Source organism: Xanthomonas cissicola, from assembly GCF_008801575.1.
Lineage (GTDB): Bacteria > Pseudomonadota > Gammaproteobacteria > Xanthomonadales > Xanthomonadaceae > Xanthomonas > Xanthomonas cissicola.
This window is the reverse complement of the sequence record NZ_VZPL01000063.1, coordinates 1-26708: the sequence shown is the minus strand read 5'-3', so window position 1 is coordinate 26708 and position 26708 is coordinate 1. Positions and strand designations below refer to the sequence as shown.

Genomic DNA, 26708 nt, shown 5'->3' with positions numbered 1-26708 from the left:
CCGGTGCGCTCACCACTTTTTTCGCAACGCATCCTTGATCAGGTCGTTCTCGAACACCTGCTCGGCCAGCAACTTCTTCAATCGCGTGTTCTCGGCCTCAAGGTCCTTGAGCCGTTTGGCATCGGGCACGCTCATCCCGCAGAATTTGCTGCGCCACAGGTAGTACGAGGCCTCGCTGAAGCCATGGCGCCGGCACAGGTCCTTGATCGCCACGCCGCTTTCGGCTTCGCGCAGAAAGCCGATGACCTGCTCGTCAGTAAAACGTTTCTTCACGTCCAATCTCCTCGGGGTAGGGAATTGGACTCCAAACTGAGGCGCTACTCAAAATTGGGTGGACGTCGCCCTCCAGTGCGGGCCGTGCGGAGAACAGCTTGGTCAGCTTCCCGCCATCGGCGCGATCGTAGCGGTAGTAGGTGAGCGGGGTTTATGCCGCGGAATAGCCCACGATCCAGATGCGGTCGTCGAGCGTGCGCGCAGCCACGCTGGCATCGCCGCCGCCAAGGGATTTGAGTTTCTGCAGATCCGCGGCAATGCCGTTGTCCAGCGGCTTCCATTCTTCGCGCAGGTAGTCGGTGGACACCGCCTGCACCGCCCCGGTCTTGGGGTCGTTCAAGGTGGCGCCGACGTCGGCGCGCGGGTTTTCGAACAGCAGCGTGCGTGTGTTGCTGGCCGTGTCGATGGCATACAGCGCTGCGGTATCGCGGTTGCGCGAATCCTGCATGTACAGCGTCTTGCCATCCTCGGTCAGGCCCTCCGGTGCGGTGTTGGTGACATCCTCGAACGGAATGCGGTCCACGCTCTTCCAGCCGTCGCCATCGGGCACCAGCAACTCCCTGCCGGCGTCGTCGGTGGCGCGCGTGGCGTAGCGCAGCTGGTAGCCGCCATCGAGCAGGTACGCATCCAGGCTGTCGGAGTTCTTCTGCACCAGCGTGCGCTTGCCGGAGGCCAGGTCCACGCGATACAGGTCGTGCCACTTGGCATCGCGGTCGTTCATGCCGACCATGATCGACTCGGGATGCTGTGCGCTGACCCGATACACCTCGGCATTGGTTTTCTTGAACGGGGTGAGATCTTTGCTGCTGCCGTCAGTCAAATTGACTGAAAACAGGTGAAAATCTTCATCGCCACCGTTGTCGCGCAGATACAACAAGGTATTGGGTCGATAGGTCCAGAAGTAATTGCGAATGCCGCGTGCGGTGTCCTTGGTGATGGCGCGCGCTTGGTCGGGCGCATCCACCGGCGCCACCCAGACATTGAGCACGCCCTCCAGCGGCGCCACCCAGCTGAGGTACTTGCCGTCCGGACTGATGCTGACATTGGCCCGCTCGGGATTGCCGAACAGCGCATCGCGGGTGATCAGCGCAGGCGGCGCCGCGGGCGCTGTGGCAGCCGGTGCAGGCGCTGCCGCTTTCTCGGGAGCGGGCGCAGGTTTGTCGCTGCACGCAGACAGCGCGAGCAGCATGCTGGAAACAAGAAGCAGGCGTTGCATGGGGACTCCGGTGGCAAGGCGGCCGAGCCGGCCGATTTGCCACGCTAGCGGCAGCGTGCGCGCAGGCGAACGTGCCGTTGGTCACCCTGCCATGCGCCGCTACGCAGACGCGGACACAAATTCCACCAGCGCCGCACCGTCGTCCACCAGATCGCCCTCAGCCACCAGGTACGCCTGCACGGTGCCATCGCTGGGCGCGTGCAGGGTGTGCTCCATTTTCATCGCTTCCAGCACCACCAGTGCCTGCCCACGGGCGACCGGCTGGCCCACTGTTGCGGGCAGGGACACGATGCGCCCGGGCATCGGTGCGGTCAGTCCGCCGGCCTCCTGGGTAGGCTGGTCGGCTTCTGCCAGTGCATCGTGGTGACGGAAGACGGCCCGTTGCCTGGCCCCGATCAGGGTCAGCGTGGCGCCGTCGCGCAACACCTGTGCACGCCATTGCCGGCCGTCCATCTCCACACGCAAGCCCGTCTCGTGCCGGTGGTAGCGCAAGGTATGCATCTGGTCTGCGTTGGTGACTTGCCAGCCATCGGCATCCGGGCGCACAGCGAGTTGGCGGCGCTCGCCGTTCGCTTCCAGGACGATGCGCTGCGCTGCATGCGCACCGATGCGCCAACCATCCGTGTGCTGCCACGGCGAATGCGGATCGGCCGGATCAACGGCCACTGCCGGCAATGCATCGGCGATCAACACCGCTGCCAGGCACCACCAGGCGTTGTCGGGGCTGCGCGCCTCTGGGAACAGTACGGCGTGTTCGCGCTCGATTAAAGCGGTGTCCAGATTCGCCGACGCGAACGAGTCGGTCGCGATCAGGCGCGACAGAAATGCACTGTTGGTGGTGACACCGACCGCATGGAATTTCGCCAACGCCGCGCGCATGCGTGCCAATGCGGCCGGGCGATCGGTATCCCAGACGATCAGCTTGGCGATCATCGGGTCGTAATAAGGGCTGATGGTGTCGCCTTGCTCTACGCCCGCATCCACACGCACATGCGCACTGGCAGCAGGCATCTGCAACTGACGCAGCGTGCCGGTGGAGGGTAGAAAGCCACGCTCGGCATCTTCGGCGTACAGGCGCGCTTCCAGCGCATGCCCGTGGATGCGCAGCTCGTGCTGCCTGCGCGGCAAGCGCGCGCCTGCGGCGACCCGCAATTGCCACTCGACCAGATCGGTGCCGGTGATCAATTCGGTCACCGGGTGCTCCACCTGCAGACGGGTGTTCATTTCCATGAAATAGAAATCGCCGTCCGGGCCGGCGATGAATTCCACGGTACCGGCACCCACGTAGCCCACCGCCTGCGCCGCATCCACCGCCGCCCTGCCCATCGCGGCGCGCCTGGCCTCGTTCATGCCGGGCGCGGGCGCTTCTTCCAGCACCTTCTGGTGGCGGCGCTGCACCGAGCAGTCGCGTTCGAATAGGTACACCACCTCGCCATGCGTATCGCCGAACACCTGGATTTCGATGTGCCGCGGCCGTTGGACATATTTTTCCACCAGCACGTGCGCACTGCCGAATGCCGACTGCGCCTCACGCTGGCAACTGGCCAATGCGTCGTCGAACGCTGCGCTGGCATCCACACGGCGCATGCCCTTGCCGCCACCGCCAGCACTGGCCTTGATCAACACCGGGTAGCCGATTGCATCGGCTTGCGCACGCAAGAATGCCGGCGCCTGTTCGTCACCGTGGTAACCCGGCGTCAGCGGCACGCCGGCCCGTTGCATCAGTGCCTTGGCCGCACTCTTGTCGCCCATCGCGCGGATCGCCGCTGCCGGCGGGCCGATGAAGACGATGCCAGCATGTGCGCAGGCCTCGGCAAATGCCGCGCTTTCCGACAGGAAGCCATAACCGGGATGGATCGCCTGCGCACCGGTGGCGCGTGCCGCTTGCAGGATCGCTTCGCCACGCAGATAGCTCTGCTGCGCGGGGGCGGCGCCGATATGCACTGCCTCGTCCGCCATGCGCACATGCCGTGCATTGCGGTCTGCATCCGAGTACACCGCCACCGTCGCAATGCCCAGGGCGCGGCAGGTGGCGATGACCCGGCAGGCGATCTCGCCGCGATTGGCGATCAGGATCTTGTCGAAGGGCGCTTGCGTTGCTGCGGCGATAGGGTCGCGCTGGGTCATCGGATCAGTCTCTGCACGTCGCCGTAGCGGCGGGTCGTCTTACGAAGATAAACAGCTTGCTGTTGCACACGGACATCGAGCGCAAGCAGGTTGGTCGTCACATGGCGTTGTGTGGCTGCAAGCCACCTGCACAAACGTCCACGATTGCCGGCACGCATACGACAGAACCTCACTCCAGCCTGCACACCAGCACGGGCACCGCAGCATTGCGGCTGCAGTGCGCCAAATGACCTCACATGCGAAACACACCAAAGCGCGTGGGTTCGATCGGCGCGTTTAAGGCCGCCGACAATCCCAGGCCCAGCACGCGGCGCGTATCGGCCGGGTCGATGATGCCATCGTCCCAGAGCCGAGCACTGGCGTAATACGGATGGCCTTGCTGCTCGAATTGCGCGCGGATCGGCGCCTTGAACGTCTCCTCGTCTTCGCCCGACCACGTACCGCCCTTGGCTTCGATACCATCGCGACGCACGGTGGCCAACACACTGGCCGCCTGTTCGCCGCCCATCACGCCGATGCGCGCGTTCGGCCACATCCACAAGAAGTTCGGCGAATACGCGCGCCCGCACATGCCGTAGTTGCCCGCACCGAACGAGCCGCCGATCACCACGGTGAACTTGGGCACCTTGGCGCAGGCCACCGCCATCACCAGCTTGGCGCCGTCCTTGGCGATGCCGCCATGTTCGTATTTGCGCCCGACCATGAAGCCGGTGATGTTCTGCAGAAACACCAGCGGAATGCCGCGCTGCGTGCACAGCTCGATGAAATGCGCACCCTTGAGCGCGGACTCGGAAAACAGGATGCCGTTGTTGGCAATGATGCCGACCGGGTAGCCATGCAGGTGCGCAAACCCGGTGACCAGCGTGCTGCCATAGCGCGGTTTGAATTCGTCCAGGCGCGAATCGTCGACGACGCGCGCAATCACTTCGCGTACATCGAACGGTTTGCGCGTGTCGGCAGGAATCACGCCGTACAGTTCGTCGGCGGCATAGCGTGGCGGCAATGGTGCCTGCAGCGCCAACGACGCGGCAGGTTTGCGCCAGTTGAGCTGCGCGATGATGGCGCGCACGCGCGCCAGCGCCTGCAGGTCGTTGTCGGCAAAATGATCGGCCACACCGGAGATGCGCGTATGCACATCGGCGCCGCCCAGGTCTTCAGCACTGACTTCTTCGCCGGTGGCGGCCTTCACCAGCGGCGGGCCGCCCAGGAAGATGGTGCCTTGCTCGCGCACGATCACCGTTTCATCGCTCATTGCCGGCACATAGGCGCCGCCAGCGGTGCACGATCCCATCACACATGCAATCTGCGGGATGCCTTGGGCGGACAGATTGGCCTGGTTGTAGAAGATGCGCCCGAAGTGGTCGCGGTCCGGAAACACTTCGTCCTGCAACGGCAGGAATGCACCGCCGGAATCGACCAGATAGATGCACGGCAGCCGGTTTTGCTGCGCGATCTCCTGCGCGCGCAAATGCTTCTTCACCGTCATCGGGTAATAGGTGCCGCCTTTGACGGTGGCATCGTTGGCGACGATCATGCATTCCACGCCGGACACGCGGCCGATGCCGGCCACCACGCCTGCGCACGGGACCTGGTCGTCGTACATGCCATGGGCGGCCAGGGGCGCGATTTCCAGCAGGGCGCTGCCCCGATCCAGAAGTGCGTCGATGCGCTCGCGCGCCAGCAGCTTGCCGCGTGCCGTGTGCTTGGCGCGTGCGGCGTCGCTGCCGCCACGGGCGGTCTGGGCGAGGGTGCGGCGCAGGTCGTCGATCACCGCGCGCATCGCGGCAGCGTTGTGTTGAAAAGTCTCGCCGCTGACCTGCAGCTGGCTATCGATCACGCTCATGGTGGCTCCGTCAGGCGGTGCGTTCGAACAATTCGCGGCCGATCAGCATGCGGCGAATCTCCGAAGTGCCCGCGCCAATTTCGTACAACTTGGCATCGCGCCACAGGCGTCCGGTGGGGTAGTCGTTGATGTAGCCGTTGCCGCCCAGCACCTGGATGGCCTGGCCGGTCAGCCAGGTTGCCTTCTCGGCGGCGTAAAGAATGGCGCCGGCTGCGTCCTGGCGGGTGGTGCGCCCGGCATCGCAGGCGCGCGCCACCGCATACACATACGCGCGGCAGGCATTGAGCCCCACATACATGTCGGCCAGCTTGGCCTGCATCAACTGGAAGGTGCCGATCGGCTCGCCGAACTGCTTGCGCTCGTGCACATACGGCAGCACCACATCCATCGCTGCGGCCATCAGCCCGAGCGGGCCGCCGGCCAGCACCACGCGTTCGAAATCCAGCCCGGACATCAGTACGCGTACGCCGCCGTTGAGCGTGCCGAGCACGTTTTCGGCCGGTACTTCGCAATCGGTGAACACCAGCTCGCAGGTGTTGGAGCCGCGCATGCCCAGCTTGTCGAGCTTCTGCGCGGTGGAAAAGCCCGGCATGCCCTTTTCGACGATGAAAGCGGTGATGCCGCGCGCGCCGGCGTCCGGGTCGGTCTTGGCGTACACCACCAGCACATCGGCATCCGGGCCGTTGGTGATCCACATCTTGCTGCCGTTGAGCACAAAGCGGTCGCCGCGCGCATCGGCGCGCAGCTTCATCGACACCACATCCGAGCCGGAGCCGGCCTCGCTCATCGCCAGCGCGCCCACATGCTCGCCGCTGCATAGCTTGGGCAGGTAGCGCTGCTTCTGCGCGTGGCTGGCGTTCTTGCGCAGCTGGTTCAGGCACAGATTGGAGTGCGCGCCATACGACAACCCGATCGCACCGCCAGCACGCGAAATCTCTTCCATCGCCACCACATGCGCCAGATAGCCCATGCCGCTGCCGCCGTACGCGTCTTCTACGGTCAGGCCGAGCAGGCCTTGTTCGCCGAGCAGGCGCCATAGCTGGGCGGGGAACACGTTATCGTGGTCGGCTGCCGCGGCCAGCGGAGCGATATGGTGGCTGGCGAAGGCGGCCACGCTTTCGCGCAGCAGGTCGATCTCTTCGCCAAGCTCGAAGTTCAAGGACGGCACATGCATGCAACAACTCCACAGGGATCCGGGTGTGCCGGGGGAGCGGGCGGACCGCGCGGCGAATACGGCCAGACTAGCGGCCCGCAATAAAAAAGTGAACTAAAATTCAACTATTGAACCAAGAATCACACCATGGCTTATCGACGCTCCGCCCTGATGGAAGAACGCTTGGCCGGCAACCGCGAACGGATCCTGCACGCGGCCCGCGTCCTGATCGCCGAAGGCGGCTACCGCAATGCACCGGTCACCGCGGTGGCCGCGGCCGCGGGCGTATCGACCGGGCAGATTTATCGACATTTCCCGTCAAAAGCCGAACTTTTCGTGGAAGTTCTAAGCGAGGCGGTGCAGCGTGAAATGGCCATCCTGCGTGCCATCGCCGCCACCCAGGCCAGCGCAGCCGAGCGCTTGCGTAGCGCGATCGCCACCTTCGTACGACGGGCGCTGGCCGGGCCGGCGCTGGCATACGCCTTCATCGCCGAGCCGGTGGAGAGCGAGGTCGACGCCGAGCGCATCCGCGGCCGCCGCCTGTTCGGTGAGGTGTTTCGCCAGCTGCTTGCCGAAGGCGTGGCGGCCGGGGAGTTTCCGCAGCAGTCGCTGGACGCCGCGGCTGCCTGCATCGTCGGCGCGTTTACCGAGGCCTTGGTGGGGCCGATCGCTCCCAGCCGTGGCGACCCGCAACAGGGCGAGCAACTGGTCGAAGCGATCTGCGGCTTCTGTCTGCGCGCAGTGGGGGCGGCGCAAACGAGCAGCTGACAGTGCACTGACCGCACATAAGGATGTGCCTCCCGGATGCAGCCGACTGTGCATATACTGTGCACCTGCCTTGCCGGAGCCGTGCGATGGTCGCCGTTCTCAATCCACTGGCCTTGACCGAACGCCTGCGTGTGCCGGACCGGACCATCCTGTCGCCCTCGGCCATGGCCAGTCTGCTGGATCTTTCGCAACAGGAACTCGCCGACCTGGCCGGCGTGCACCGCAACAGTCTGCGCGTGCACCCGGAAAGCCCGCGCGTCCAAGACTTGCTGCGTAATCTGTCGCGGCTGCTGGTGGCGATGGCGCAGGTGCAACCGGACGAGCGCCAGGTAGTGTTCCATCTCAAGAACACGCCGATCCCCGCGTTCGAGTTCGCCACCTTGCTGGAAGTGGTCAAGCAGGGGCGCACCGACGATGCGCTGACCTATCTGCGCACGGTCGCCGCAGGGTCCGCCGGTTGAGGCTGAGCGCCCCGGCGCACTGCACGCTCTATCGCGCCTTTACCCCGCGCTGGGCCGCCGAACCACTGAGCGGTGCCGGTGCGGCGCGCTCGGGCGGGCGCTTCAATCGCTTCGGCCAGCCGGCGCTCTATCTGTCGCTGCAACTGGAAACCGCCGCGTCCGAATATGCCCAGGCCGCCCCGTTCCTGCCACCGTTGACGCTGGTCAGTTACGCCGCCGATCTTCCGGCACTGGCCGATCTGCGTCTGCTCGATGCCAGCTGGGATGCGGTGTGGGCCGACTGGGCCGACGACTGGCGCAAGGCGCTGGTCAACAAGATCGAACCGGTGAGCTGGGTGCTCGGCGACCTGTTGCGCGAAGCGGAGATCCCCGGCGTGATCTTCCCCAGCATGGCGCGGCCCGAAGGCGTCAACGTGGTGCTGTTTCTGGACATGCTGCAGCCCGAGCGCGTACTCCGCGTCCTCGACGATGGCCGCCTGCCGCGCGATGGCCGCAGTTGGGGCGATCCGCCGGCGGTGGTGTGACTGGGCACGCGTTGATGTGCGCGCACCACGTGCAGCGCGTCACTCGACATCGGTATCGCGAACGTCACGGCACGTGTGGCGATAACGCAATGCGTAGCGAGGAGGGTCTCAACGCCTCGCGCTGCAGAAGACGCGGGTCGCCCTCCAGAAACACGACGGACGGAACCAGCGCACCCGTTGATTGATGATCAAGTCGATCGCATCTCGCGTCAGCTCGGCAAGCCCGTCGGCCGGTCGCTCGTGTTCTTTACGTGATCGTTGCCGCCGGTTAGGCATGCAAACGCACGTAGTAGACAGCTGGTTAGCCGCGACCAACCTTCAACCAGTCAGCACCTGCACCACGCCCGCCAGCACTGGCGCAGCCACCGCGGCCGGCAGGATCGCCCCGCGCCGATACGGCAGCAGCCACAGCGACAACACCGCCGCACTGGCGGTCAACGTGCCCAGCCACAGCACTGCGCCGATGCCCCAGCCCTGCGCATGCACCGCCAACGCGAAGGTGAGACACAGCAGCAACCAACCCAACACACGCAGTTGGCGCGATCGTGTAGTGCCCAGCAGGCGGCCGCGCAACTCCTGCTGATGCTTGTCCATCGCCAGGCACAGGGCAGCAAAGCCGGAAAAATTCAACGCCAGCAATAACAGCACGCTCATGCGCTTTCCTGGAGCGGCGCGGCTGGCTGTGCAGGCGTTGCGGCAGCAGCGCGCGCGCGTCGCGCCGAAGCCGGCTGCGGCGCTTTCCAACGCTGCAGGCGAAAGCCGGCGATCCCGAGGCAGAGGCCCAGGAACAGGCACACCAGATCTACACCGGCCAGTGCCCATTGCCTGGCCGGCAGCGTCACGCCCAGATGCACATCGGTGGTGATTGCGTTGAGTACCGGCACCAGCGCGAACAATGCCGCGCCCAGATAGAGCTGCCAGCTCCACATCGCACGCCGCGGCCACACGAATGCAGCCAGCAACGCCGTGGCCCACGCAGCAAAAAACACATTGGCCTCCATCGCTGCGCGCGCATCCAGGCTCACCGGCAACACGCGGTTGGCCCAGAAGAAACTGGCAAAGGCGATCGGCAAGCCGGCCACGGTGCCGATGTTGAGTGCGTCCACCAAGCGCAGGCCGAAGCCGATGCGCCCGGCTTTCAGATGCTTGGGGCGTTCTTTCACTGCCCACATCACCACGCCGCTGGCCACCATCAGGCAGCCCAGCAGGCCGGAGCCGAAGAACAGCGCGCGCAGCCATGGCCCGGCGAAATGGGCCAGATGCAGACCCACCATCACCCCGCGCGTCTGGCTGGCACCGCCCGGTTGCCCGCTGCGTTGCAGGCGCTCGCCACTTACGGCATCGAACAGGATGGAAGGCACGTCAGTGGAGAGGTTGTCGGCCAATCGGCTCACCCCGACGGCAGCATGCGCATCGTTGGGCAGTGACACCGCCACGCTGCCCACCTCGCCACCACGCCAATCGCTGCGCGCACGTGCCACGAACTGCTCCAGCGGCAGCATGTGCGCCGGTACACCGGCGGCCTTGCGCGTATCGGCCACCCGATTGGCCGCCTCGTCGTAGAAACGCATTTCATCGCTGGCATAGCGCGCCTTGATACCCCACGGCAGGTACATGAACATCAAGGTCACGATGCCGGTGTAGGTAATCATCGCGTGGTACGGCAACGCGGTCACCGCGCTGACGTTGTGGAAATCCAGCCACGACCGCAGCCCCTTGCCGGGGCGGAAGGTAAAGAAGTCCTTGAAGATCTTCTTGTGCGTAATCACCCCGCTGATGATCGCCACCAGCATGAACATCGCGCAGAACCCCACGATGTAGCGCGCCCACATCACCGGCACGTAATGCAGGTCGAAATGCAGCCGATAAAAGAATTCGCCGCCCAGCGTGTCGCGTGCGGCGATGTCCTTGCCGGTAGCCGGGTCGATGATCGCCGTGCCGTACATCTGCCGGCGATCGACAGGTTTGCCGTCGGCGGGCGCGGGATTCTGCCAGTACATGCTCACCACCGGAGTGCGCGCATCCGGCAAGGTGATGTTCCAGCTCACTGCATCGGCTGCGTGTGTCTGCAGATACTGCTCGGCACTGCGCAGCGCAGTGGCGGTGCTCACCGTGGTGGTGGGCAACTCCGGGCGCATCCAGCGGCTGATTTCGTCGCGGTAATAACTGGCCGTGCCGCCCATGAAGATCAGCAGCAAGACCCAGCCGACCAGCAGCCCGGTCCAGGTATGCAGCCACGCCATCGACTGGCGAAAGCCCTGCTTCATGCCGCGCTCCGTTGCAGCCACGCGGCCAGCGCAAACATCAGCGTCGCCGGCACCGCGATGCCGGCACAGGCACGCCACACGCTGGCGGTGGCGAAGGCCCATAACGGCGCACACGCGCACACTACGATCCCGATCAGCATGCTGCTCAATACCGCTTCACTGCGCGGCATCGGCAACACCAGCGCCAACAACAGATTGGTGGCGCTGGCCAGCGCGTAGCCGCCGAAGATGGCTGCCAGCGTGCGCGCAAGCACCCCCAGCCAGGGGCGCCTGAACCAGGCAAGCGGCAAGGGCGATGCGCTGGACATCACGCCACCGCGCGCGATGGACGTGGCGCACCTGCCACACCGCAGCGCACCGTTGCCAAGCCGGGTGGGCCGGCAAACGCATGTGGCCACCGCGTGGGGCGTGGGACGCGCAAGCCAGGCATCGCCGCGACGCAGCGGCGGTGCCTGTTCCATGAGTGCGCGGGAGGTGTGCCGACCACGCTTACTCGGCCAGGAACGTCAGCGTGCTGATGTGGTGCACCATCGACACCTGCTTGCCGGCGATCTCGCGCTTCACCGGTTCCTTGTTGGTGGCCACCAGGATGTGGCGGCCGGCACGCAGGGTAGGTAGCGTCACCTGGCCCTTGGCATCGGAGGTCAGCGTCTTCTGCCACTTCTGCGGGTCGATCACCGTCACTTCCACCTTGGGCAGTGGCTTGTTGCGATAAAGCACGGTCAGCGTATTGCTATTGGCAGCGGTGGGGACCAGTTCGAAATCGAGCTTTGCAGCCGGTGTGGTACGGCCGGCGCGTGCGTAATAGCTCACCGTCTCGAAGCCGCCGGCTTCCCCCTTCCATGGCTCGAACACGCTGTCGTCGCTCAACCACGCATCGCCGCTGCCGGCCAGTGGCGCGGTCAGGAACTCGGTACCGCGCTGCAGCGGGCCGGCCTTGCCGGCAGCGCCGAACACGCTTGGTTTGACCACGCGCTTGATCTCGTCTTGGCCGTGGTCCAGCGCTTCCTGCGCCGGCTCGCCGAAGAAGATGCGCACCGGGCCGCTGCCGTCGCGCTCGATCCAGATTTCGTGGGCCTGGGCGGACAGGCTGATGCTGGCCAAGGCCAGGCAGGACAGCAGGAAGGATTTCATCGCGGCGACTCCTCAAGGACGGGACCGGCGAGGCGAGAACCGCGCCACCGTGGTTGTTGGGAATGATACGCAATTCCCACAACGGAGACCAATGCGCGGCATGCGGCGCTGCCGCAATTGGCCAGCCGGCGCGAGCGTGCCCGCGGACAGGAGCATCCGCCCATCGGGCGTGCAGCGCCCATCGCTGCGAAAACTGTCATGCAGGCTGGTCAGACTGGCGCAAAGTGTGCTCTATACTCCGGCGCTAGCAGAGGTCTTCGACCAACAGCCAGGGGTGAGCGCGTGCGGAATTACGACCTCGAGTTCCTGAAAAAATTCTCGATGGTGATCGGTTTACTCGTGGTGATCACCCTGGGCCTGATCGCCCTGGCAGCGTATTTGCAACGCGCCATCCCCGACGAAGTCTCGCCCACCGCCGCCAAACGCGTGCTGCAACGCATTGCGCCTGCCGGCGCGGTCTACGCCGGTGCGACTGGCGCGTCCGCACAGGCCGCAGCGCAGGCCGCCGCGCTGGCCAAGGCCGCCTCGCAGTCTGCGTACGGCGGTACGACCGACGGCAAGACCATCTTCAACAACCTGTGCACCGCCTGCCACACCACCGGTGTCGGCAAGGCGCCCACGTTGGACCATTCGCATTGGGATGCACGCATCGCCCAGGGCAAGGACACCTTGTACAAGCACGCGATCGAGGGCTATACCGGTCCGGATGGCGGCATCATGCCTCCCAAGGGCGGCAACCCGGCACTGACCGAAGAGCAGGTGCGGGCCACCGTCGATTGGATGCTGGGCAACCTCAAGTAAGGGCTTGGCAAGTTGCCGGGGAAGATGGGTCTGCGATTCGCGCCTGATACAGCCTATCGCCTGCGTTGCGTTGCTCATGGAGCGCGTCGCGGGCAGATCGTGCGCAGGCGCTGCAGCACTGCATTGGTGCACGCGATAGCCGCATCACCGTTGCGCAGCGCACGTGCCTGGCGGTCATTCCCCCTGGTTTGCTAGCCTGTTTCTGCGCTTTTCGTTATCACGCGCCGCCTTCCGGGCGGCGTTTGCGTTTGGATTCACTTACTGGAGTCGTTCGATGTCGCCTCGCCCGCTGGTTGTGCTCGGTTTGGTTGGTCTGTTGGCTCCGTTGCTGTGCAGCGCTGCCGATGGTGCCGCGCAGCGGCTCTCGATTGCCGACGTGCAGGGCGAAGACAGCCGCAGCCCGTACGACGGCCGCGTAGTGGAGGTGGAGGGAATCGTCACCGCTGATACGCGCGTGGGGCTGGCCGGCCTGTTCGTGCAGCAGCCCGGCTTCGAGCCGCGGCGCTCGCATGGCCTGTTCGTCACCGGGGCCGGCAATGCCGAGCTGGCGGTGGGCGACCGCGTGCGCATCGTCGGCACCGTGCGCGAAGTCTCGGCAGGTGGTGAGGCGAGCCTGACCACCGTGGACGCCAGCAGCATCGAGCGACTGGCCAGCGGCCAGCCGGTGCCGGTGCGCATGCTCAGCGGGCCGCCGGCCAACTGGGAAGCGCTGGAAGGCGAACACGTGCGTATCGCCTCGCTCACGCTCAATGGCAGCGACCGCCTGGACACGTACGGCGAGGTGGTCGCCGCGTTCGGCGGACGCCTGTGGCAGCCGAGCGAGGTCGCCGCTGCCGGCACCCCGGCCTTCGCACAGGTGCAGGCCGACAACGCCCGTCGCCAGGTGTTGCTGGACGACGCGCGCAACGGCCGCAGCCCCAGGACGGTGTCGTATCTGCCGGCCGATCCGGTGTTGCGCAGCGGCAGCCTGCTCAAATCGGTCGATGGCATCGTCGACCAACGCTACGACGGCAACTACCGCATCCAGGTGCTGGGCCCACTGACCTTGCCGGCGATGCCCACAGCCGTTGCGCCGCAGGTGGGCGGCGATCTGCGTATTGCCTCGTTCAACCTGGAGAATTTCTTCAACGGCAATGGCCGTGGCGGTGGCTTCCCGACCAAGCGTGGCGCACGCACGCACGAACAATTCCAGGCGCAGCTGGCCAAGTTGGTCGCCACCATCGTGCCATTGGGTGCCGACGTGGCTGCGTTGATGGAAGTGGAAAACGACGGCAACGGCGCCGATGCGGCGGTATCCCAACTGGTGGCCGCGCTCAACGCTGCCGGCAAGGACAAGGATTGGCAGTTCGTCGATACCGGCAGCGGCCCGGGCGACGATGCGATCCGGGTCGGCATCATTTATCGCAGCTCGCAGGTCACCCCAGTCGGCAGGCCGGCCACGCTGACCGGCGGGCCGTTCGAGAACCACAGTCGCGTGCCGCTGGCGCAGGCGTTCCGCAGTGCGCGTGGAGCCACCTTCGTGGTGGTCGCCAATCACTTCAAGTCCAAGGGCTGCGGCAACGCCAGCGGGGCCGATGCCGATCAGCAGGACGGCCAGGCCTGCTGGAATGCCACCCGTACCGAATCGGCCAAGCGGTTGCACCAGTGGTTGCAGACCGACCCCACCGGTGCGCAGACCAAACTCGCCGTGCTGCTGGGCGACTTCAATGCCTATGCGATGGAAACGCCGATGCGCAGCCTGCGCGCCAGCGGCTGGCAGGACGCGTTTGCAGTGGCCGGTGTGAAGCAGCCCTACAGCTACGTTTACGACGGCCTGAGCGGGCGGCTGGACCATGCGCTGCTCAGCCCGGCGATGGCCAAGCAACTGCGGGGCGCGGCCGAATGGCATGTCAATGCGGATGTCATGGATGCCGCCGGCTACGCCAAGCGCAATCTGCCCGGGCCGTGGCGCAGCTCCGATCACGACCCGGTGTTGCTGGGTTTTTCGCTGTAGCGCTGCCGATCATGACAGTGCACGCGGCACGCTGTGCGCGTGCCTGGGCATGTTGCACACCGACACCGACACCGACACCGACACCGACACCGACACCGACACCGACACCGACACCGACACCGACACCGACACCGACACCGACACCGACACCGACGCGGTGCGCGGCGTGCGTTGAGCTGTTCGAGCGCCAGCAGGGCGCATCGACCGGCGGATGCGTGTACCACCTCACTTCCCGCCGGTCGCCGCTCCGGCAATGGCGCTGCATGCCGACCGGTCGCTAGTTCGCGCACGCCCCATGTCGGCGACGCAGCCGCAGATTGAGCAGATGCGTGCTGGCCAGCAGCAGGCTGCCGGCGACCGTGACCGGTGTCTCCAGCGCATCGCCGGCCAGACCGCTCGCTCCAATAACCAGACCGGCCAGCCCGCACAGCGCCAGCACCCAGACCGGCGCCGGCAGCGCGTGCCGGCGGTGCGTGCTCCATAGCGCGTAGCCGCTCAGCGGCACTGCCGCTGTGGCGAACACCACATGTACCCACTCGGCCCGGCTCCAGACACCCAGCAGCGGGAGCGTGGCGGCCAGCAGCGGCAGGGCGAGGCAATGCAACAGGCACAACCCGGACAAGGCGATGGCCGAGCTGTCAAGCAGGGAGGCGGTGGCGCGCATCAGAAGCATCCGGTCGAGTAAGTGTTATATAGTAACACTTCTCTCTTGCCAGGCTCTCAGGATGTCTCTGTCCCCCCAGCACGATGCGCGCCTTCCCGTCACCGTGTTGTCCGGCTTTCTGGGTGCGGGCAAGACCACCTTGCTCAATCGCATCCTGCACAACCGCGACGGCTTGCGGGTGGCGGTCATCGTCAACGACATGAGCGAGGTCAACATCGACGCGCAGCTGGTTCGCGAGGGCGGCGCGGCGTTGCGGCGCACCGAAGAAACGCTGGTGGAATTCAGTAACGGCTGCATCTGCTGCACGCTGCGCGACGATTTGCTGCAGGAAGTGCGGCGGCTGGCCGAGCAGGGCCGCTACGACTATCTGCTGATCGAATCGACCGGTATTGCCGAGCCGATGCCGGTGGCGGCCACCTTCGCGGTGCGCGATGCCGATGGTTTCAGCCTGTCGGACATCGCCCGGCTCGACACCATGGTGACGGTGGTGGACGGCAGCCGTTTCCTGGAGGATTTCGGCTCGGCTGCCACGCTGGCCGACCTGGGCCAGCAAGCCGGCCCGGACGACACGCGCGGGCTGGTGCAGTTGCTGGGCGAACAGGTGGAGTTCGCCGATGTGCTGGTGATCAGCAAGTGCGACCGCAGCGACGCGCAGCAGCTGCAACGCCTTCGCGCCGTGCTGCGTGCGCTCAACCGCGACGCGGCAATTGTGGATGCCGCGCACGGGCAAGTGCCGCTGCAGCAGCTGCTGGACACCGGGCGTTTCGATTTCACCCGTGCGCAGCTGGCGCCGGGCTGGATGCAGGAACTGCGTGGCCAGCACACCCCCGAGACCGAGGAATACGGCATCAGCAGCTTCGTGTACCGCGCGCGCCGGCCATTCCATCCACAGCGCTTCGCGCGCATGGTGCACAGCGGCTTGCCGCAGGTGATCCGCAGCAAGGGCTTCTTCTGGCTGGCCAGCCGCATGGATTGGGTGGGCGAACTGTCCAGCGTGGGCGGCGCCACCCAGACCAGCGCGGCCGGGTTCTGGTTCGCTGCGCGCCACCGTGTCGATGCGCAGGCAGTCGGCCAGCCGCTGCAGACCAGCATCACGCCGCTGCCCTACACCGATATCGGCTGGCAGCGGCAACAGACGCAGTGCTGGACCGCGCCACTGCCGCAACCGCACGAGGTCGGCGATGCCAGCGAATACGCCGCGATGCAGCGACTGTGGCATCCGCTCTGGGGCGATCGCCGTCAGGAGCTGGCGGTGATCGGCGTGGACATGGATGCATCGCGCACACGCGCTGCGCTGGACGCGTGCCTGCTCAGCGATCAGGAACTACGGCAAGGGCCGGCGCAATGGCAACTGCTGGACGACCCGTTCCCGCACTGGGCGCGGTAACAGCGCACTGCAGCTGCTTGCCAAGCAAGTCGACGCCATCGCCAGCCTCATCGAGCTGGCGACACTGCAGTTTGAGGTCAGTGGCAACCGCCGAGGCCTGCGCGGGCGCTGGCGGTCCGCGTATGCTTTGCGCGCAACTATTACCTGTTCAATCCTCAGTAATAACCATTGTCGATCGCCTCCTGATGGGCGTCACGCTCACTCTGCTCGGACAGCGCACGCTCTTGCGCCGTCGTGGGGATGGTGTCCATCAAGCGTGGCGCACCCATGCGATGCAGTTGTTCGTCGGTTTGCCTGACCATGTCTCGCAGTGCCAGCACGTTGGTGTAGCCCTGCATCATGCGTTCCAGGCGCCGGATCTTGTCGGACGGAGCACCGCTTTCCTTCAATGACTCCAGGCGCCGCTGCGCGCGTACGAAATACACTTGCATCTTGGTCATGTCGATATTTTCGCGACGGAACTCAACGAACGCATGGCGATTGGACTGCATCACTTCCCGTTGTTTCATGGCCAGTGAACTCGTGATGGTCTTCGGCGCAGCGATCTTCTCCAACGGCGCCAGCGCCGCCAACATTCCATCGAGCTGCCGATCGCGCACGGCGTCGCGCTCGGCGATCAGGGCCGCACGCGTTTCGAACACTGCCCTCTCCTCCGGGCTAGGGGCGCGTTGCTCTTCGTAGAGGCACCGGCCGATGTGATGGCACTGCTCGTTGAGCGCGGCCAATTCCAGATTCATGATGCGCACGGGGCGTAGCCGCCTGGACGGCGAGGGCGGAGCCGGTGTCGCCGCTTTCGGGGACGCAGCCGGTGCCGGCCGCGAGGGGCGCGTTGGCTGTTGCGGCTGCCATACCTGATCGCGTCTGGCTAAGTCGCGCCTGGCTAAGCTTGGAACGCGCTGTTGCGGCAGTTCCTCAGGGCCGCCCTGACGTTGCTGAAAGCGTTCTGCCGCACGTGCCGCCGACAGCGGTTGCGGCGGTGGTGCTGCCGTGTGCATCGGCACACGACTGCGCGGCGGAGGCATCGCCTCGGGCGCCTGCCATCGCGCATCGACGCCAGCCTGCGATACCGGTGGGCGCTGGCTCTCGCCTCGCCTGGCAGCGTTCGGTGCGGGTGTGGCCAGCGCAGGCTGGCTCTGCGCTATTTTTGTGGCTGGCGCTCCCATGCACATCGACGGCAACTGTTTGCGTAGCGTCGCAAGCGACTTGCGCGCCGATGCCAGCATGCCTTGCCGCGATTTGGCCGCGCCCTGCGCGGTGCCGGCCTTGGGCGCGTGAGACAGCGAGTGCAGCGCCGGCGCCGCCGCGGTCATCGTCGTGTCGCTGGTTGCCGGATTGAGCGGCTCCGGAGCAACCGGATGAGTGCTGCGAAAGAACGAAGTCAGGCGCATCACAAACTCCCACGGGAATGCACGCTCATGCTAGCGACTGCCAACCGGCGCGGAAGGCCGATGGCGAACCGGCGTCGCGTAGGCCGAACGCGTGATCCTCAACCCAGACGTATTCCCCAGGCGATCGCCGCGATGGCCGGTGCGGCCAGTGCCAGCCCCAACCAGCCGCGCAGGCCCAGGCGTTCGGCAAATCCCAACTTGCCGACCAGTGCACCCAACACGACGACGCCCAGATTCATGCTGGCAAAAACGGTCGCCGGGCTGTGCGGCAGCACCTGGTGGGCACGTACGTAACAGAGGATGTTGCCGAAATTGAGCGCACCCAACAGCACGCCGGCAAGCATGCTGCGGGTGCTCGGGCGTGCACCACGTGCCCAACGCACGCTCTGCACGCCAAGCATCAGCAAAAAGGCCAGTGCAAAACACAAGGTCAACGAGGTCAGCGATGGTGTCCCGGCCTGCGCGATGTGCTTGAGCAACAGGTCGATGAGCACAAAGCCCATCCAGACGCCAACCAGCCAGGGCAGGCCGGTTGTGCTCGGCAGCGGATCGGTCGCCACGTGCTGACGGGGGCGTCGCACGATGCACGCGATGGCCACCATGCCCAGCGCCAGCCCTGCCAGTTTCCAGCCATTGACCGGTTCGCCGAAAACGGTGAAGGCTGCGGCCAACGAAAGCACCAACGACAAACGTTGCGCAACATCGGTACGTACGATGCCGGCCACCGCGACCGACCGCGCCAGCACCAGGAAGATGGAGGGCAGCGCCACGGCCAGCAGCAGCAACGCCACCCAGGGAGCGGTCGTGGAGCGCAGCGTGTCCAGCGCAGGATGCAGGATCAGCCAGGCCAGGAGTGCGGCAGTGGCGTAGTTCCAGGTAATGGCCTGAAACACGTCGATCCGGTGGCGTGGCGCAAGCTTCAACAGCACCGACACCAGGACACTGCAGACAACGGCAAACAGCAGAAAATGCATGGGCAACGCAACGAAGTGTGCAGGCAGGGCGATGAACGCGGCCGGCGGGGCGGCTATTATGCAGGCATGTCCAATCCCTCATTCCCCACCGAATCGGCTGCGTTGACCTTGGAAGGGCCGGTTGGCCCACTGGATGTCGCGGTCGATCTGCCCGAGCCGGATGTTGCCGCGCACGCGGTCACCGCCATCTTCTGCCATCCGCTCTCCACCGAGGGCGGCAGCATGCACAACAAGGTCGTCACCATGGCGGCGCGCGCACTGCGCGAGCTGGGCATCACCGTGGTGCGCTTCAATTTCCGCAGCGTCGGCAATTCGGCCGGCGCATTCGACCATGGGGTTGGCGAGCAGGACGATCTGCGTGCGGTTGCCGAGTGGGTGCGTGCGCAGCAGCCAGGCCACACCTTGTGGTTGGGAGGTTTCAGCTTCGGCGCGTATGTCGCGTTGCGCGCCGCCGGCTCGCTCCAACCGCAGGTGCTGATCTCGATCGCGCCGCCGGCCGGGCGCTGGGATTTCAGCGACATCCAGCCGCCGGCGCAATGGTTGGTGATCCAGGGCGATGCCGACGAGATCGTCGACCCGCAAGCGGTCTACGACTGGCTGGAAACGCTGGAGCAGCAACCCGAGCTGGTGCGCATGCCCGACACCAGCCATTTCTTCCACCGCAAATTGATCGACCTGCGCGGTGCGATCCAGCATGGTGTCCGGCGCTGGTTGCCGGCCGCAGTCTGACCGCGGCACGGCCCACGCGTATCGCCCGGCGATGCGCTGTTGAGCGGTCCTGGCGACAGCCGGCCCGCGGAGAATGCAATGAGTGAGATGACCCCGTCGCAGCGCTACGCCGCCGGCGTACAACGCGGCGACTGGCGCGCCGACCCTGCGCAGCAGGCGGCCCTGGCGGAGCTGGACCGCATCCACGAGGCGCTGGTGGACAGCGCGCAGGATGGTTGGCTGGACCGGCTGTCGGCATTCTGGAAGAAGCCCGCGCCGGTACGCGGCTTGTACTTCTGGGGCGGTGTCGGGCGCGGCAAGACCTTTCTGGTCGATCTGTTCTACGACGGCCTGCCGATCGAGCAGAAATACCGCACCCACTTCCACCGTTTCATGCGCGGCGTGCACGAGCAGTTGCGCGAGCACGCCGGTCAAAGCGATCCGCTGGCACGCATCGCCCAACAGTGGCGCGAGAACCTGCGCGTGCTGGTGCTGGACGAATTCTTCGTTACCGATATCGGCGATGCGATGCTGCTGGCACGCTTGCTTGAACGCCTGTTCGCCGAAGGCGTGACGCTGGTGACCACGTCCAACACCGCGCCGGAAAACCTCTATGCCAACGGCTTGCAGCGCGACAGTTTCATGCCGGCGATCGGGTTGCTGCAAAAGTTCTGCGTGGAGCTTTACGCGGAAGGCACCGAGGATTACCGCATGCGCGCGCTGACGCGCTCGCCGGTGTATCGCGCGCCGTTGGATGCGCAGGCCGATGATTGGCTTGCGCAGCGTTGGGCCGAGTTGAGCGGCAACGCCGAAGCGCGCGCCGGCAATATCGAAATCGAGGCGCGCAAGATTCCGGTGCGCGCACGCGGCAAGAGTATCGCCTGGTTCGATTTTGCTGCGCTCTGCGAAGGCCCGCGCGGTCCCAGCGACTACATCGAGATTGCGCGCGAGTTCACCACCGTGTTGCTGGGCGGCATCCCGCACTTCGACCGCATGAACGAAGACGCCGCGCGCCGCTTCGTCAACCTGATCGACGAGCTGTACGACCGCCATGTCAATCTGGTCTGCACCGCGCAGGACGCGCCGCCGGCCTTGTACAGCGGCCAGCGCCTGGCCGGTGCGTTCGAGCGCACCGCTTCGCGCCTGATCGAAATGCAGAGCGCGGAGTATCTGGCAACGGCGCATCGCGCGTAAGCCGGTCATCGGATAGGCGAGGACCTGTGCGATTGCCATTGCCGTGCATGTGCGGTGGTGGCACTGCACTGCCGGCAGAGTGATCGCTCAACATCGCTGACGACGATAGTCGGCGTTGTTGCTGGTGCGTCTTTCCAATTCCTTCGTGGATCCAATGAGGCGCCGCGGGCGCTGCCGTGCGTATCCGGCGATCGCGATACGTGCCGCCGCCATGTCCCGGGCGGCTATGGCATCTCCCCCCAGCGCTGCTCCCGCAACGCCACTGCGAGGTCGCAGTGCCAGTCCAAGTCGAAAGTCCCGACGGAAAAACGCCGAGCAGGCACCGTAAATAAATCGCTTGCAATTAGATCGTGTGCTATGTAAATTGCATCCATGAACACCGCCACAGCCACCACTGCCCGCACCGATGCACTGCTGCAGCTCGATAACCAGCTGTGCTTCGCGTTGTATTCGGCCAACCTGGCGATGCACAAGCTCTACCGCGGCTTGCTGAAGGCGCTGGACCTGACCTACCCGCAGTACCTGGTCATGCTGGTGCTGTGGGAGACCGACGAACGCAGCGTGTCGGAGATCGGCGAGCGCCTGTATCTGGATTCGGCCACGCTGACACCGTTGCTCAAGCGCCTGCAGGCGGCCGGGTTGGTGACCCGTACGCGTGCGGCCAACGACGAGCGCCAGGTCATCATCGCGCTGACCGAGACCGGCCGTGCGTTGCGCAGCAAGGCTGGCGCCGTACCGGAACAGGTGTTTTGTGCATCGGCCTGTTCGTTGGACGAACTGCGTCAACTCAAGCAGGAATTGGAGAAGCTACGCTCCAGCCTTGGCGCCGGGTGAGCTCCTGGCGTGCCGCTCGGTTTTGCAACATGTCGTACACGATTCAATCGTCAACTATTGAAACCTCATGCGCCCTAGCGCTCACTCTGGAGAACCACCATGGCCTCACCTGAAAAAGTCCTCTACACCGCCCACGCCACTGCCACCGGCGGCCGCGAAGGCCGTGCCGTGTCCTCGGACAAGGCGCTGGACGCCAAGCTGTCCACCCCGCGCGAGCTCGGCGGCGCCGGCGGCGACGGCACCAACCCCGAGCAGCTGTTCGCAGCCGGCTACGCTGCCTGCTTCATCGGCGCAATGAAGGCCGTGGCCGCCCAGGACAAGCTCAAGCTGCCGGGCGAAGTGAGCATCGACAGCAGCGTCGGCATCGGCCAGATCCCGGGCGGCTTCGGCATCGTGGTGGAACTGCGTATCGCCGTGCCGGGCCTGGACAAGGCCGAACTGCAGACGCTGGTCGACAAGGCCCATCAGGTCTGCCCGTACTCCAATGCGACCCGCGGCAATATCGACGTCACCCTGACCCTGGCCTGATCCACGCCAGCATCGCCACGCGCAACACGTGGTGGAGTCAGCAACGGCCCGGCGCATGCGTCGGGCCGTTGTGTTGCAGCAGGCGGCGCTGCCCTGAACAGCGCAGGCGATCGGCATCGCGGTGCCAGCGCTGACTGGCATGCGCATCGACCTTGGCATACCGGCCGATGCGGCCCACGTCAGGGTGCGCCTGCCCGGGCTGGCGATGGGCGTCGCTGCCCGGCACACTGTTGCGATGACGGTACCTGCTTCTGCGACCCCGGTCGGACCTTACTGCGCATGAGCGCACCGCGTCCCACCTTGTTGCTGCTCCCCGGCCTGCTCAACGATGCGCAGTTGTGGCAAGCGCAGCGCGTCGCGTTGGCCGACCTCGCCGATTGCGTGGTCGGCGACATCACCCAGGGCGACAGCATGCGTGCGCTGGCAATGCAGCTGCTGGCGCAGATGCCGCTGCGTTTTGCATTGGCCGGATTTTCGTTGGGCGGCTACGTCGCGCAGGAGATCCTGCGCATCGCGCCGGAGCGTGTGGAGCGGCTGGCCTTGCTGGACACTTCCGCACGTGCCGATCCGCCCGAGCGTGCGGCGCAGCGGCGCGCGCAGGAAGCGAGCGTGCGTGGCGCCAATGCCTTCCACGGGTTCGGCGAGCGGCTGCTGCGCCACTACGTGCATCCCTCGCGCTGGCAGGACGAGGCCTTGCTGGAGCGGGTGCGTGACATGACCCAGCGCCTGGGCGTGGAGGTGTTCCTGCGGCAGAACCGGCTGCAGCGGGAAGACGGCCGCGCGTTGCTGCGCGCCTATCCCGGTCCGTTGCTGGTGCTATGCGGCCAGGGCGATGCGATCACTCCGCCTGCATTGCATGAGGAAATGGCCGCACTAGCTGCACACGCGCGTCTGGTGCAGGTGCCTGCGTGTGGCCATTTGTCGCCACTGGAGCAGCCGCAGGCGGTGTCGGACGCACTGCGGGAATGGCTGCTCGCCTGACGCTGTAACCACCGAGGTGAGGCGGCCATGCCGTGGCCATGCGGCAGGATGGCGTCGGCCAGTGCGCGAGGCTTTGAACCGCCGGTTGGGGGCGGTGATCGGCGCGCCATCGGCCGATGCAATGCATGCCTTGACGCATGCAAGCTGTCGTGCCCAGTCACGGTGGCCATCCTGCCGCAGCGAGCCGTTATGAAGCCGGCGTTGTGCTGCCATCTGGCCTGCAAGGCCGCTTGCGCTGCAGCGCGAAGTCAACGCGCGGCTGTCGCCACAGCGCTGGACACCGCTGCATCGGCATCGTGTTTCTGCTGATGCGTGTTGAGTTCCAGCATCTGCAGCCGCTCGCCCTGGAAGCGATAGTCCAGCGCCTGCTGCACCCCGTACAGCGCCTGCGCCTGCGTGCACAGCGTCTGTGCCTGTGCTTCCAGCGCATCGCTGCGCGCCTGCATCCGCTGTTCCATCTGCCCGTCCAGTTCCGTGCCGCGGCGCTCCAACTGTGCAGTGCGCCCGGTCATGACCGTCCACAGCACGCTGCGGGTCAGGCTACCGGCCAGTGCTTCGGCGGCTTGTTCGACGTTGGCTTCGAAGCGCTCGTCGAACAACGTTTGCTCCCATCGACCTGTGCTCGTGCGGCTGTGCGTAGCTGCTCCACCTTGCGCTGCTGGCGCGCGCTGCCGGACAGCACGTGCACCACGCCGTTCAGCGCATCGAAGGTGATGTCGACCACCGACTGGGCGATCGACGCCACTGCCGGCATCAGCGCGCGCGTGCCTTGCTCTAGTTCGCGCAGGCGTTGCGCGTCGGCGGCGCTGACCGGCTGCGGCTGGCGGTCCACGTTGAGCTCGCCACCGTGGAAAAAGATCTCGCGCGGCAGGCCCTGCTTGCGGCGCAGCCAGATGCCGCCGGTGTCTGCCAGCACGTCGTAGGAAGTGCTGACATCGCATCGCTGCGAGGACAGCCGCGGGGCTGTGGTCTGGGCCTGCGCGGCGCAGGCCACCAGCAGCCACAACGGTGCGAGAAACACGGGACTGCGCATGAGGCTGGCCCTGGAATCGGGGCCTGCAGCATTGCGCACGGCGCAGGACGTCGCCATGGGCAGGAAGTCAGGGTGCCGGTGGTGCACGCGATGGCAGACGCTTGTCGCGAAGCGTGAACCCGGTCGAGCATCGGCACAGTGACAGCATTCAAACGACTAGCTCACTTGATTCTCACGACCGATGGTGTGAATTATGTTGCACAGCAGCATCGGAGCCGCACAATGCTCGACCCACGCATCGAAAAGGTAGACCTGGCGCTTACCGAGATTGCCCAGGACCCATCGGAAAAGGTGGCATTGTGGCAATGGGCATGCCGCGAGATGCTGCACGAGACGCTGATCGGCATGCACCAGCTTTCGCACCTGGCCGGCATCGCAAGGCAGGTGGCCAACGACTGGCGCGAGCCGGTGGATGTCATCGCTCCTGCAAAGCCCTACCTGGCCGCATCTGCGCTTGCCGATCGCCGTCTGCCGCAGGTGCTCGACGGCCTGGGCAGCAAGCACGACGACAACGACCGCGCCACCTTATGGCGGCTGCGTTACGCGAGCCTGATCGCTTCGACCTTGCAAGGCATGCAGGCGCTTGCGGAAAAGCACCGCATTGACCGCCAGGCGATGGCGATCGGGTCGTTGAACTAGCGGCGATCGGTCCGCACCTCGCGGTTATGTGTCTTGCACGTGGGTAACAGCTGACGCTTGCGCGTCCGTTCAAAGGCGCATCTCACCGGGCAGCATTACCGGATCATCTTCAACCCGAGGTTTCTACACGGGCCGTGCATCACGACACGGTCTTGCGCACAGGTTGCCGGTGCCGCGCAGCCGAATTCCGCCGTCTCCCAACAACGTATCGCGCAGCAAAGGTGTTCGGCGGGCCGCCATCAGCCCATCAGGCCGATGACAGCGTGCCGCTGAACGATAGGCAGCTGTTCGCCTGATCGAAGAGGCGTTCATCTCGCCACCGTGACAGGCGGGCGCCACCCGCTTCGATACCAGAAAGCCTGCCTTGCATTGGTCCGGGCACTGGTGACAAAACGCTTCAGCCGTGTGTGAGAAGTTGGCGCCCAGCTCAAAGGCGGGCGACCCAGGGCATCCAGGCGCGCTGCGTCTTTCAGGATCGCTGTCGTCGTGCGCGGCGAGATGGGCTGTGCGTCATCCAGGCCGTAGGCTTGCCGCGCCGCATCGGCGGCCAGCGCCCTACGCGTCCGCGGCGATAACTCTTGCAGCCTTTGACGCGTACGTTGGACCAGGTCGGGAGCGATGACCGGCGTCGAGGCATAGATCTCGCCAGGTACGGGCGGGGTGCGAACGACCCTCTCCACGCCGCGCAGATGTGCATGGAACTCGGTTTGCGGATCCTCGATTTCGGCTTGCAATGCGCGGGTCCTGGACAGCGCATCGATTGCACCCGGCTTGTCGAAGCGCTCAATCGGATACGTGGATGTGCGGTATGTTCCGGCCCAGCGCGAATCCCTGAGTAGAACCGCCGGACCATCGGCCCACGAGTCGAGAACGACGGCCGTGTCATCCGCCTCTGCCGAGCCTGGGGGCTGGTACAGCGCATACATATGGGCGCACGCTTCGTCACAGACGTTCGTTATCTGCCCGCCACCTTCCATGCGGACCGCATGCCGGCGTGTGTTGACCGCTGCGTTTTGGTCGCAATTGCCTGCGCTGACAGCCAGCGCGCAACCTGCCATCAAATCGATGTCATGTTTCCCGGGCCAGTAAGACAGGAAACTGTAAGACAGGTAACTACAGGTGGAGCTGCGCCCATCGCTGAGCCGAAAATCGCTCTCGATATTGCCTCGTCCATGGTGCAAGGCCAGCCGTGTCTCGTGCACCGTCGCCGTGGCGTCGGCCAGGCGTTGACGGTCGCGAACGTCTTCGATGGGCCTGCCGCTGAGGCGCATTCCGAGTTGGTAGGCGGCCTGCTGGACTTCGTGCGGCTGCAGGGTCGGTTTCCCAGAACGCCCCCGCCTCGCACGGGGAACGCAGCGTGTCAGCAAGCCCTGCAGGCTAGGTGGCACCGACGTCTCGGGAACGGAAGGCGTGTGGGGGGTAACCTGCTCTGAGGCAGGGTTTGGATGTTGCTCAGGTGACGCTGCCACGCTCGACCCTGACGTCGCCGGCTTTGAAACGCATAGTCCCATGTCGCTCTCCGATCATGACCCTGGCGTCAAGTTTGGCAAGCAGCGCTGCGAACGTTGTTGGTTCACCGAAGTCATGTGTGGGATCACGAATGACTGGCGCTGGCGCCCCGCTCATCGCATCGCCTTGGAATGGAGATCGCAAGAGCGAGCGGGTGCAAGGAGCGCGGCGACTATCGCTAGGGAAGCTCTGAACAACGCACCACAGATACGCGACACTACCCGCCTCATCATGTAGAGGATCATCTATGCAGCTGACGTTCGGTGACGCTGAGGGCCTGGGCAAGCGCAAGCAGACCCGGCGCGAGAT

24 protein-coding genes and 3 pseudogenes are annotated in these 26708 nt (G+C 65.6%); 13 read left to right on the top strand and 14 right to left on the bottom strand.

Going from position 1 to position 26708, the window contains the following annotated elements; genetic code table 11:
- Positions 1-15: 15 nt before the first annotated feature.
- The 5 genes and pseudogenes from F7R02_RS19825 to F7R02_RS19805 all read right to left on the bottom strand — a co-directional run.
- Positions 16-273: pseudogene (locus F7R02_RS19825) on the bottom strand (transposase); the annotation flags it as partial.
- Between the two features lie 67 nt (positions 274-340).
- Positions 341-1489, bottom strand: a pseudogene (locus F7R02_RS19820) (TolB-like translocation protein); the annotation flags it as partial.
- Positions 1490-1588: 99 nt separating this feature from the next.
- Positions 1589-3616: an acetyl/propionyl/methylcrotonyl-CoA carboxylase subunit alpha gene (locus F7R02_RS19815; RefSeq protein WP_078589254.1), complete on the bottom strand. Its 2028-nt coding sequence runs from the start codon at positions 3614-3616 to the stop codon at positions 1589-1591.
- A 232-nt stretch (positions 3617-3848) separates the two neighbouring features.
- Positions 3849-5459 carry a carboxyl transferase domain-containing protein gene (locus F7R02_RS19810; RefSeq protein ID WP_078567356.1) on the bottom strand — a complete coding sequence of 537 codons (1611 nt, stop codon included), beginning with the start codon at positions 5457-5459 and terminating at the stop codon, positions 3849-3851.
- Between the two features lie 10 nt (positions 5460-5469).
- The gene (locus F7R02_RS19805) at positions 5470-6633 is read right to left on the bottom strand and encodes an isovaleryl-CoA dehydrogenase (RefSeq protein ID WP_005912291.1); all 1164 of its coding nucleotides are present in this window, start codon (positions 6631-6633) and stop codon (positions 5470-5472) included.
- 126 nt (positions 6634-6759) lie between these two features.
- Here F7R02_RS19805 and F7R02_RS19800 point away from each other — a divergent pair, with 126 nt between their 5' ends.
- The 3 genes from F7R02_RS19800 to F7R02_RS19790 all read left to right on the top strand — a co-directional run bounded on the left by F7R02_RS19800 (position 6760) and on the right by F7R02_RS19790 (position 8365).
- Positions 6760-7380: a TetR/AcrR family transcriptional regulator gene (locus F7R02_RS19800; protein ID WP_005912293.1), complete on the top strand. Its 621-nt coding sequence runs from the start codon at positions 6760-6762 to the stop codon at positions 7378-7380.
- Between the two features lie 86 nt (positions 7381-7466).
- Positions 7467-7841, top strand: a complete 375-nt coding sequence (locus tag F7R02_RS19795; protein ID WP_005912295.1) for a hypothetical protein — start codon at positions 7467-7469, stop codon at positions 7839-7841.
- Positions 7838-8365: an RES family NAD+ phosphorylase gene (locus tag F7R02_RS19790; RefSeq protein ID WP_003488713.1), complete on the top strand. Its 528-nt coding sequence runs from the start codon at positions 7838-7840 to the stop codon at positions 8363-8365. The genes F7R02_RS19795 and F7R02_RS19790 overlap by 4 nt, the downstream gene beginning before the upstream one ends.
- Positions 8366-8683: 318 nt before the next feature.
- Here the strand turns inward: F7R02_RS19790 and F7R02_RS19785 are convergent, their stop codons facing one another.
- From F7R02_RS19785 to F7R02_RS19770, 4 genes are all read right to left on the bottom strand, one after another.
- A complete protein-coding gene (locus F7R02_RS19785) occupies positions 8684-9019 on the bottom strand; it encodes a DUF3325 domain-containing protein (protein WP_078589251.1) in 336 nt (111 codons plus the stop codon).
- Entirely contained in the window at positions 9016-10632 is a 1617-nt protein-coding gene (locus F7R02_RS19780) for a PepSY-associated TM helix domain-containing protein (protein ID WP_078589249.1), read from the bottom strand. Before F7R02_RS19780 ends, F7R02_RS19785 begins: the two co-directional genes overlap by 4 nt.
- Complete coding sequence (locus tag F7R02_RS19775; RefSeq protein ID WP_015462760.1) at positions 10629-10940, bottom strand: DUF3649 domain-containing protein; 312 nt, start codon at positions 10938-10940, stop codon at positions 10629-10631. The genes F7R02_RS19780 and F7R02_RS19775 overlap by 4 nt, the downstream gene beginning before the upstream one ends.
- A 181-nt stretch (positions 10941-11121) precedes the next feature.
- Positions 11122-11766, bottom strand: coding sequence for a DUF4198 domain-containing protein (locus tag F7R02_RS19770; RefSeq protein ID WP_003488705.1), 645 nt, complete (start codon positions 11764-11766; stop codon positions 11122-11124).
- 282 nt (positions 11767-12048) lie between these two features.
- Here F7R02_RS19770 and F7R02_RS19765 point away from each other — a divergent pair, with 282 nt between their 5' ends.
- The 3 genes from F7R02_RS19765 (at position 12049) to F7R02_RS27245 (ending at position 14735) form a co-directional block, all read left to right on the top strand.
- A complete protein-coding gene (locus tag F7R02_RS19765; protein WP_005912306.1) occupies positions 12049-12567 on the top strand; it encodes a c-type cytochrome in 519 nt (172 codons plus the stop codon).
- A 274-nt stretch (positions 12568-12841) separates the two neighbouring features.
- The gene (locus tag F7R02_RS19760; RefSeq protein ID WP_033485839.1) at positions 12842-14560 is read left to right on the top strand and encodes an ExeM/NucH family extracellular endonuclease; all 1719 of its coding nucleotides are present in this window, start codon (positions 12842-12844) and stop codon (positions 14558-14560) included.
- Positions 14561-14609: 49 nt separating this feature from the next.
- Positions 14610-14735: a hypothetical protein gene (locus F7R02_RS27245; RefSeq protein WP_268892710.1), complete on the top strand. Its 126-nt coding sequence runs from the start codon at positions 14610-14612 to the stop codon at positions 14733-14735.
- A gap of 102 nt (positions 14736-14837) precedes the next feature.
- Here F7R02_RS27245 and F7R02_RS19750 read toward each other — a convergent pair whose 3' ends face one another.
- Positions 14838-15233, bottom strand: coding sequence for a MerC family mercury resistance protein (locus F7R02_RS19750; protein ID WP_015471602.1), 396 nt, complete (start codon positions 15231-15233; stop codon positions 14838-14840).
- Between the two features lie 52 nt (positions 15234-15285).
- On the opposite strand from F7R02_RS19750, the gene F7R02_RS19745 reads away from it, so the two are divergent.
- On the top strand, positions 15286-16611 hold the full coding sequence (locus tag F7R02_RS19745; RefSeq protein WP_078590310.1) for a GTP-binding protein: 1326 nt from the start codon (positions 15286-15288) through the stop codon (positions 16609-16611).
- Positions 16612-16766: 155 nt separating this feature from the next.
- Here the strand turns inward: F7R02_RS19745 and xopR are convergent, their stop codons facing one another.
- Together xopR and F7R02_RS19735 are read right to left on the bottom strand one after the other, a co-directional pair.
- Positions 16767-17999, bottom strand: coding sequence for a type III secretion system effector protein XopR (xopR, locus tag F7R02_RS27305; protein ID WP_276526729.1), 1233 nt, complete (start codon positions 17997-17999; stop codon positions 16767-16769).
- A gap of 98 nt (positions 18000-18097) precedes the next feature.
- Positions 18098-18973, bottom strand: a complete 876-nt coding sequence (locus tag F7R02_RS19735) for an EamA family transporter (RefSeq protein WP_078590308.1) — start codon at positions 18971-18973, stop codon at positions 18098-18100.
- 66 nt (positions 18974-19039) lie between these two features.
- On the opposite strand from F7R02_RS19735, the gene F7R02_RS19730 reads away from it, so the two are divergent.
- The 5 genes from F7R02_RS19730 to F7R02_RS19705 all read left to right on the top strand — a co-directional run bounded on the left by F7R02_RS19730 (position 19040) and on the right by F7R02_RS19705 (position 23218).
- Entirely contained in the window at positions 19040-19702 is a 663-nt protein-coding gene (locus F7R02_RS19730; RefSeq protein ID WP_003488689.1) for an alpha/beta hydrolase, read from the top strand.
- Positions 19703-19780: 78 nt separating this feature from the next.
- Positions 19781-20875: a cell division protein ZapE gene (zapE, locus tag F7R02_RS19725; RefSeq protein ID WP_033485836.1), complete on the top strand. Its 1095-nt coding sequence runs from the start codon at positions 19781-19783 to the stop codon at positions 20873-20875.
- A gap of 372 nt (positions 20876-21247) precedes the next feature.
- The gene (locus F7R02_RS19720; protein ID WP_003488684.1) at positions 21248-21709 is read left to right on the top strand and encodes a MarR family winged helix-turn-helix transcriptional regulator; all 462 of its coding nucleotides are present in this window, start codon (positions 21248-21250) and stop codon (positions 21707-21709) included.
- 99 nt (positions 21710-21808) lie between these two features.
- Entirely contained in the window at positions 21809-22237 is a 429-nt protein-coding gene (locus F7R02_RS19715; RefSeq protein WP_005928471.1) for an organic hydroperoxide resistance protein, read from the top strand.
- Between the two features lie 279 nt (positions 22238-22516).
- On the top strand, positions 22517-23218 hold the full coding sequence (locus F7R02_RS19705) for an alpha/beta fold hydrolase (protein ID WP_078590307.1): 702 nt from the start codon (positions 22517-22519) through the stop codon (positions 23216-23218).
- Between the two features lie 248 nt (positions 23219-23466).
- Here the strand turns inward: F7R02_RS19705 and F7R02_RS19700 are convergent.
- Positions 23467-24308: pseudogene (locus tag F7R02_RS19700) on the bottom strand (DUF2884 family protein).
- 165 nt (positions 24309-24473) lie between these two features.
- On the opposite strand from F7R02_RS19700, the gene F7R02_RS19695 reads away from it, so the two are divergent.
- The gene (locus F7R02_RS19695) at positions 24474-24890 is read left to right on the top strand and encodes a hypothetical protein (protein ID WP_167521068.1); all 417 of its coding nucleotides are present in this window, start codon (positions 24474-24476) and stop codon (positions 24888-24890) included.
- A 308-nt stretch (positions 24891-25198) separates the two neighbouring features.
- Here the strand turns inward: F7R02_RS19695 and xopE are convergent, their stop codons facing one another.
- Positions 25199-26401 carry a XopE/AvrPphe family type III secretion system effector gene (xopE, locus tag F7R02_RS19690; protein WP_078590305.1) on the bottom strand — a complete coding sequence of 401 codons (1203 nt, stop codon included), beginning with the start codon at positions 26399-26401 and terminating at the stop codon, positions 25199-25201.
- Positions 26402-26708 lie beyond the last annotated feature (307 nt).

Bases quoted from the DNA above. Each gene is read 5' to 3' on its own strand.
- zapE (WP_033485836.1), top strand. From the start codon at position 19,781: ATGAGTGAGATGACCCCGTCGCAGCGCTACGCCGCCGGCGTACAACGC.
- F7R02_RS19695 (WP_167521068.1), top strand. From the start codon at position 24,474: ATGCTCGACCCACGCATCGAAAAGGTAGACCTGGCGCTTACCGAGATT.
- F7R02_RS19805 (WP_005912291.1), bottom strand. From the start codon at position 6,633: ATGCATGTGCCGTCCTTGAACTTCGAGCTTGGCGAAGAGATCGACCTG.
- F7R02_RS19705 (WP_078590307.1), top strand. From the start codon at position 22,517: ATGAGCGCACCGCGTCCCACCTTGTTGCTGCTCCCCGGCCTGCTCAAC.
- F7R02_RS19745 (WP_078590310.1), top strand. From the start codon at position 15,286: ATGTCTCTGTCCCCCCAGCACGATGCGCGCCTTCCCGTCACCGTGTTG.
- F7R02_RS19770 (WP_003488705.1), bottom strand. From the start codon at position 11,766: ATGAAATCCTTCCTGCTGTCCTGCCTGGCCTTGGCCAGCATCAGCCTG.
- xopR (WP_276526729.1), bottom strand. From the start codon at position 17,999: ATGCGCCTGACTTCGTTCTTTCGCAGCACTCATCCGGTTGCTCCGGAG.
- F7R02_RS19810 (WP_078567356.1), bottom strand. From the start codon at position 5,459: ATGAGCGTGATCGATAGCCAGCTGCAGGTCAGCGGCGAGACTTTTCAA.
- F7R02_RS19795 (WP_005912295.1), top strand. From the start codon at position 7,467: ATGGTCGCCGTTCTCAATCCACTGGCCTTGACCGAACGCCTGCGTGTG.
- F7R02_RS19780 (WP_078589249.1), bottom strand. From the start codon at position 10,632: ATGAAGCAGGGCTTTCGCCAGTCGATGGCGTGGCTGCATACCTGGACC.
- F7R02_RS19815 (WP_078589254.1), bottom strand. From the start codon at position 3,616: ATGACCCAGCGCGACCCTATCGCCGCAGCAACGCAAGCGCCCTTCGAC.
- F7R02_RS19785 (WP_078589251.1), bottom strand. From the start codon at position 9,019: ATGAGCGTGCTGTTATTGCTGGCGTTGAATTTTTCCGGCTTTGCTGCC.
- F7R02_RS19730 (WP_003488689.1), top strand. From the start codon at position 19,040: ATGTCCAATCCCTCATTCCCCACCGAATCGGCTGCGTTGACCTTGGAA.
- F7R02_RS19800 (WP_005912293.1), top strand. From the start codon at position 6,760: ATGGCTTATCGACGCTCCGCCCTGATGGAAGAACGCTTGGCCGGCAAC.
- F7R02_RS19720 (WP_003488684.1), top strand. From the start codon at position 21,248: ATGAACACCGCCACAGCCACCACTGCCCGCACCGATGCACTGCTGCAG.
- F7R02_RS19760 (WP_033485839.1), top strand. From the start codon at position 12,842: ATGTCGCCTCGCCCGCTGGTTGTGCTCGGTTTGGTTGGTCTGTTGGCT.
- F7R02_RS27245 (WP_268892710.1), top strand. From the start codon at position 14,610: ATGTTGCACACCGACACCGACACCGACACCGACACCGACACCGACACC.
- F7R02_RS19775 (WP_015462760.1), bottom strand. From the start codon at position 10,940: ATGTCCAGCGCATCGCCCTTGCCGCTTGCCTGGTTCAGGCGCCCCTGG.
- F7R02_RS19750 (WP_015471602.1), bottom strand. From the start codon at position 15,233: ATGCTTCTGATGCGCGCCACCGCCTCCCTGCTTGACAGCTCGGCCATC.
- F7R02_RS19715 (WP_005928471.1), top strand. From the start codon at position 21,809: ATGGCCTCACCTGAAAAAGTCCTCTACACCGCCCACGCCACTGCCACC.
- F7R02_RS19735 (WP_078590308.1), bottom strand. From the start codon at position 18,973: ATGCATTTTCTGCTGTTTGCCGTTGTCTGCAGTGTCCTGGTGTCGGTG.
- xopE (WP_078590305.1), bottom strand. From the start codon at position 26,401: ATGGGACTATGCGTTTCAAAGCCGGCGACGTCAGGGTCGAGCGTGGCA.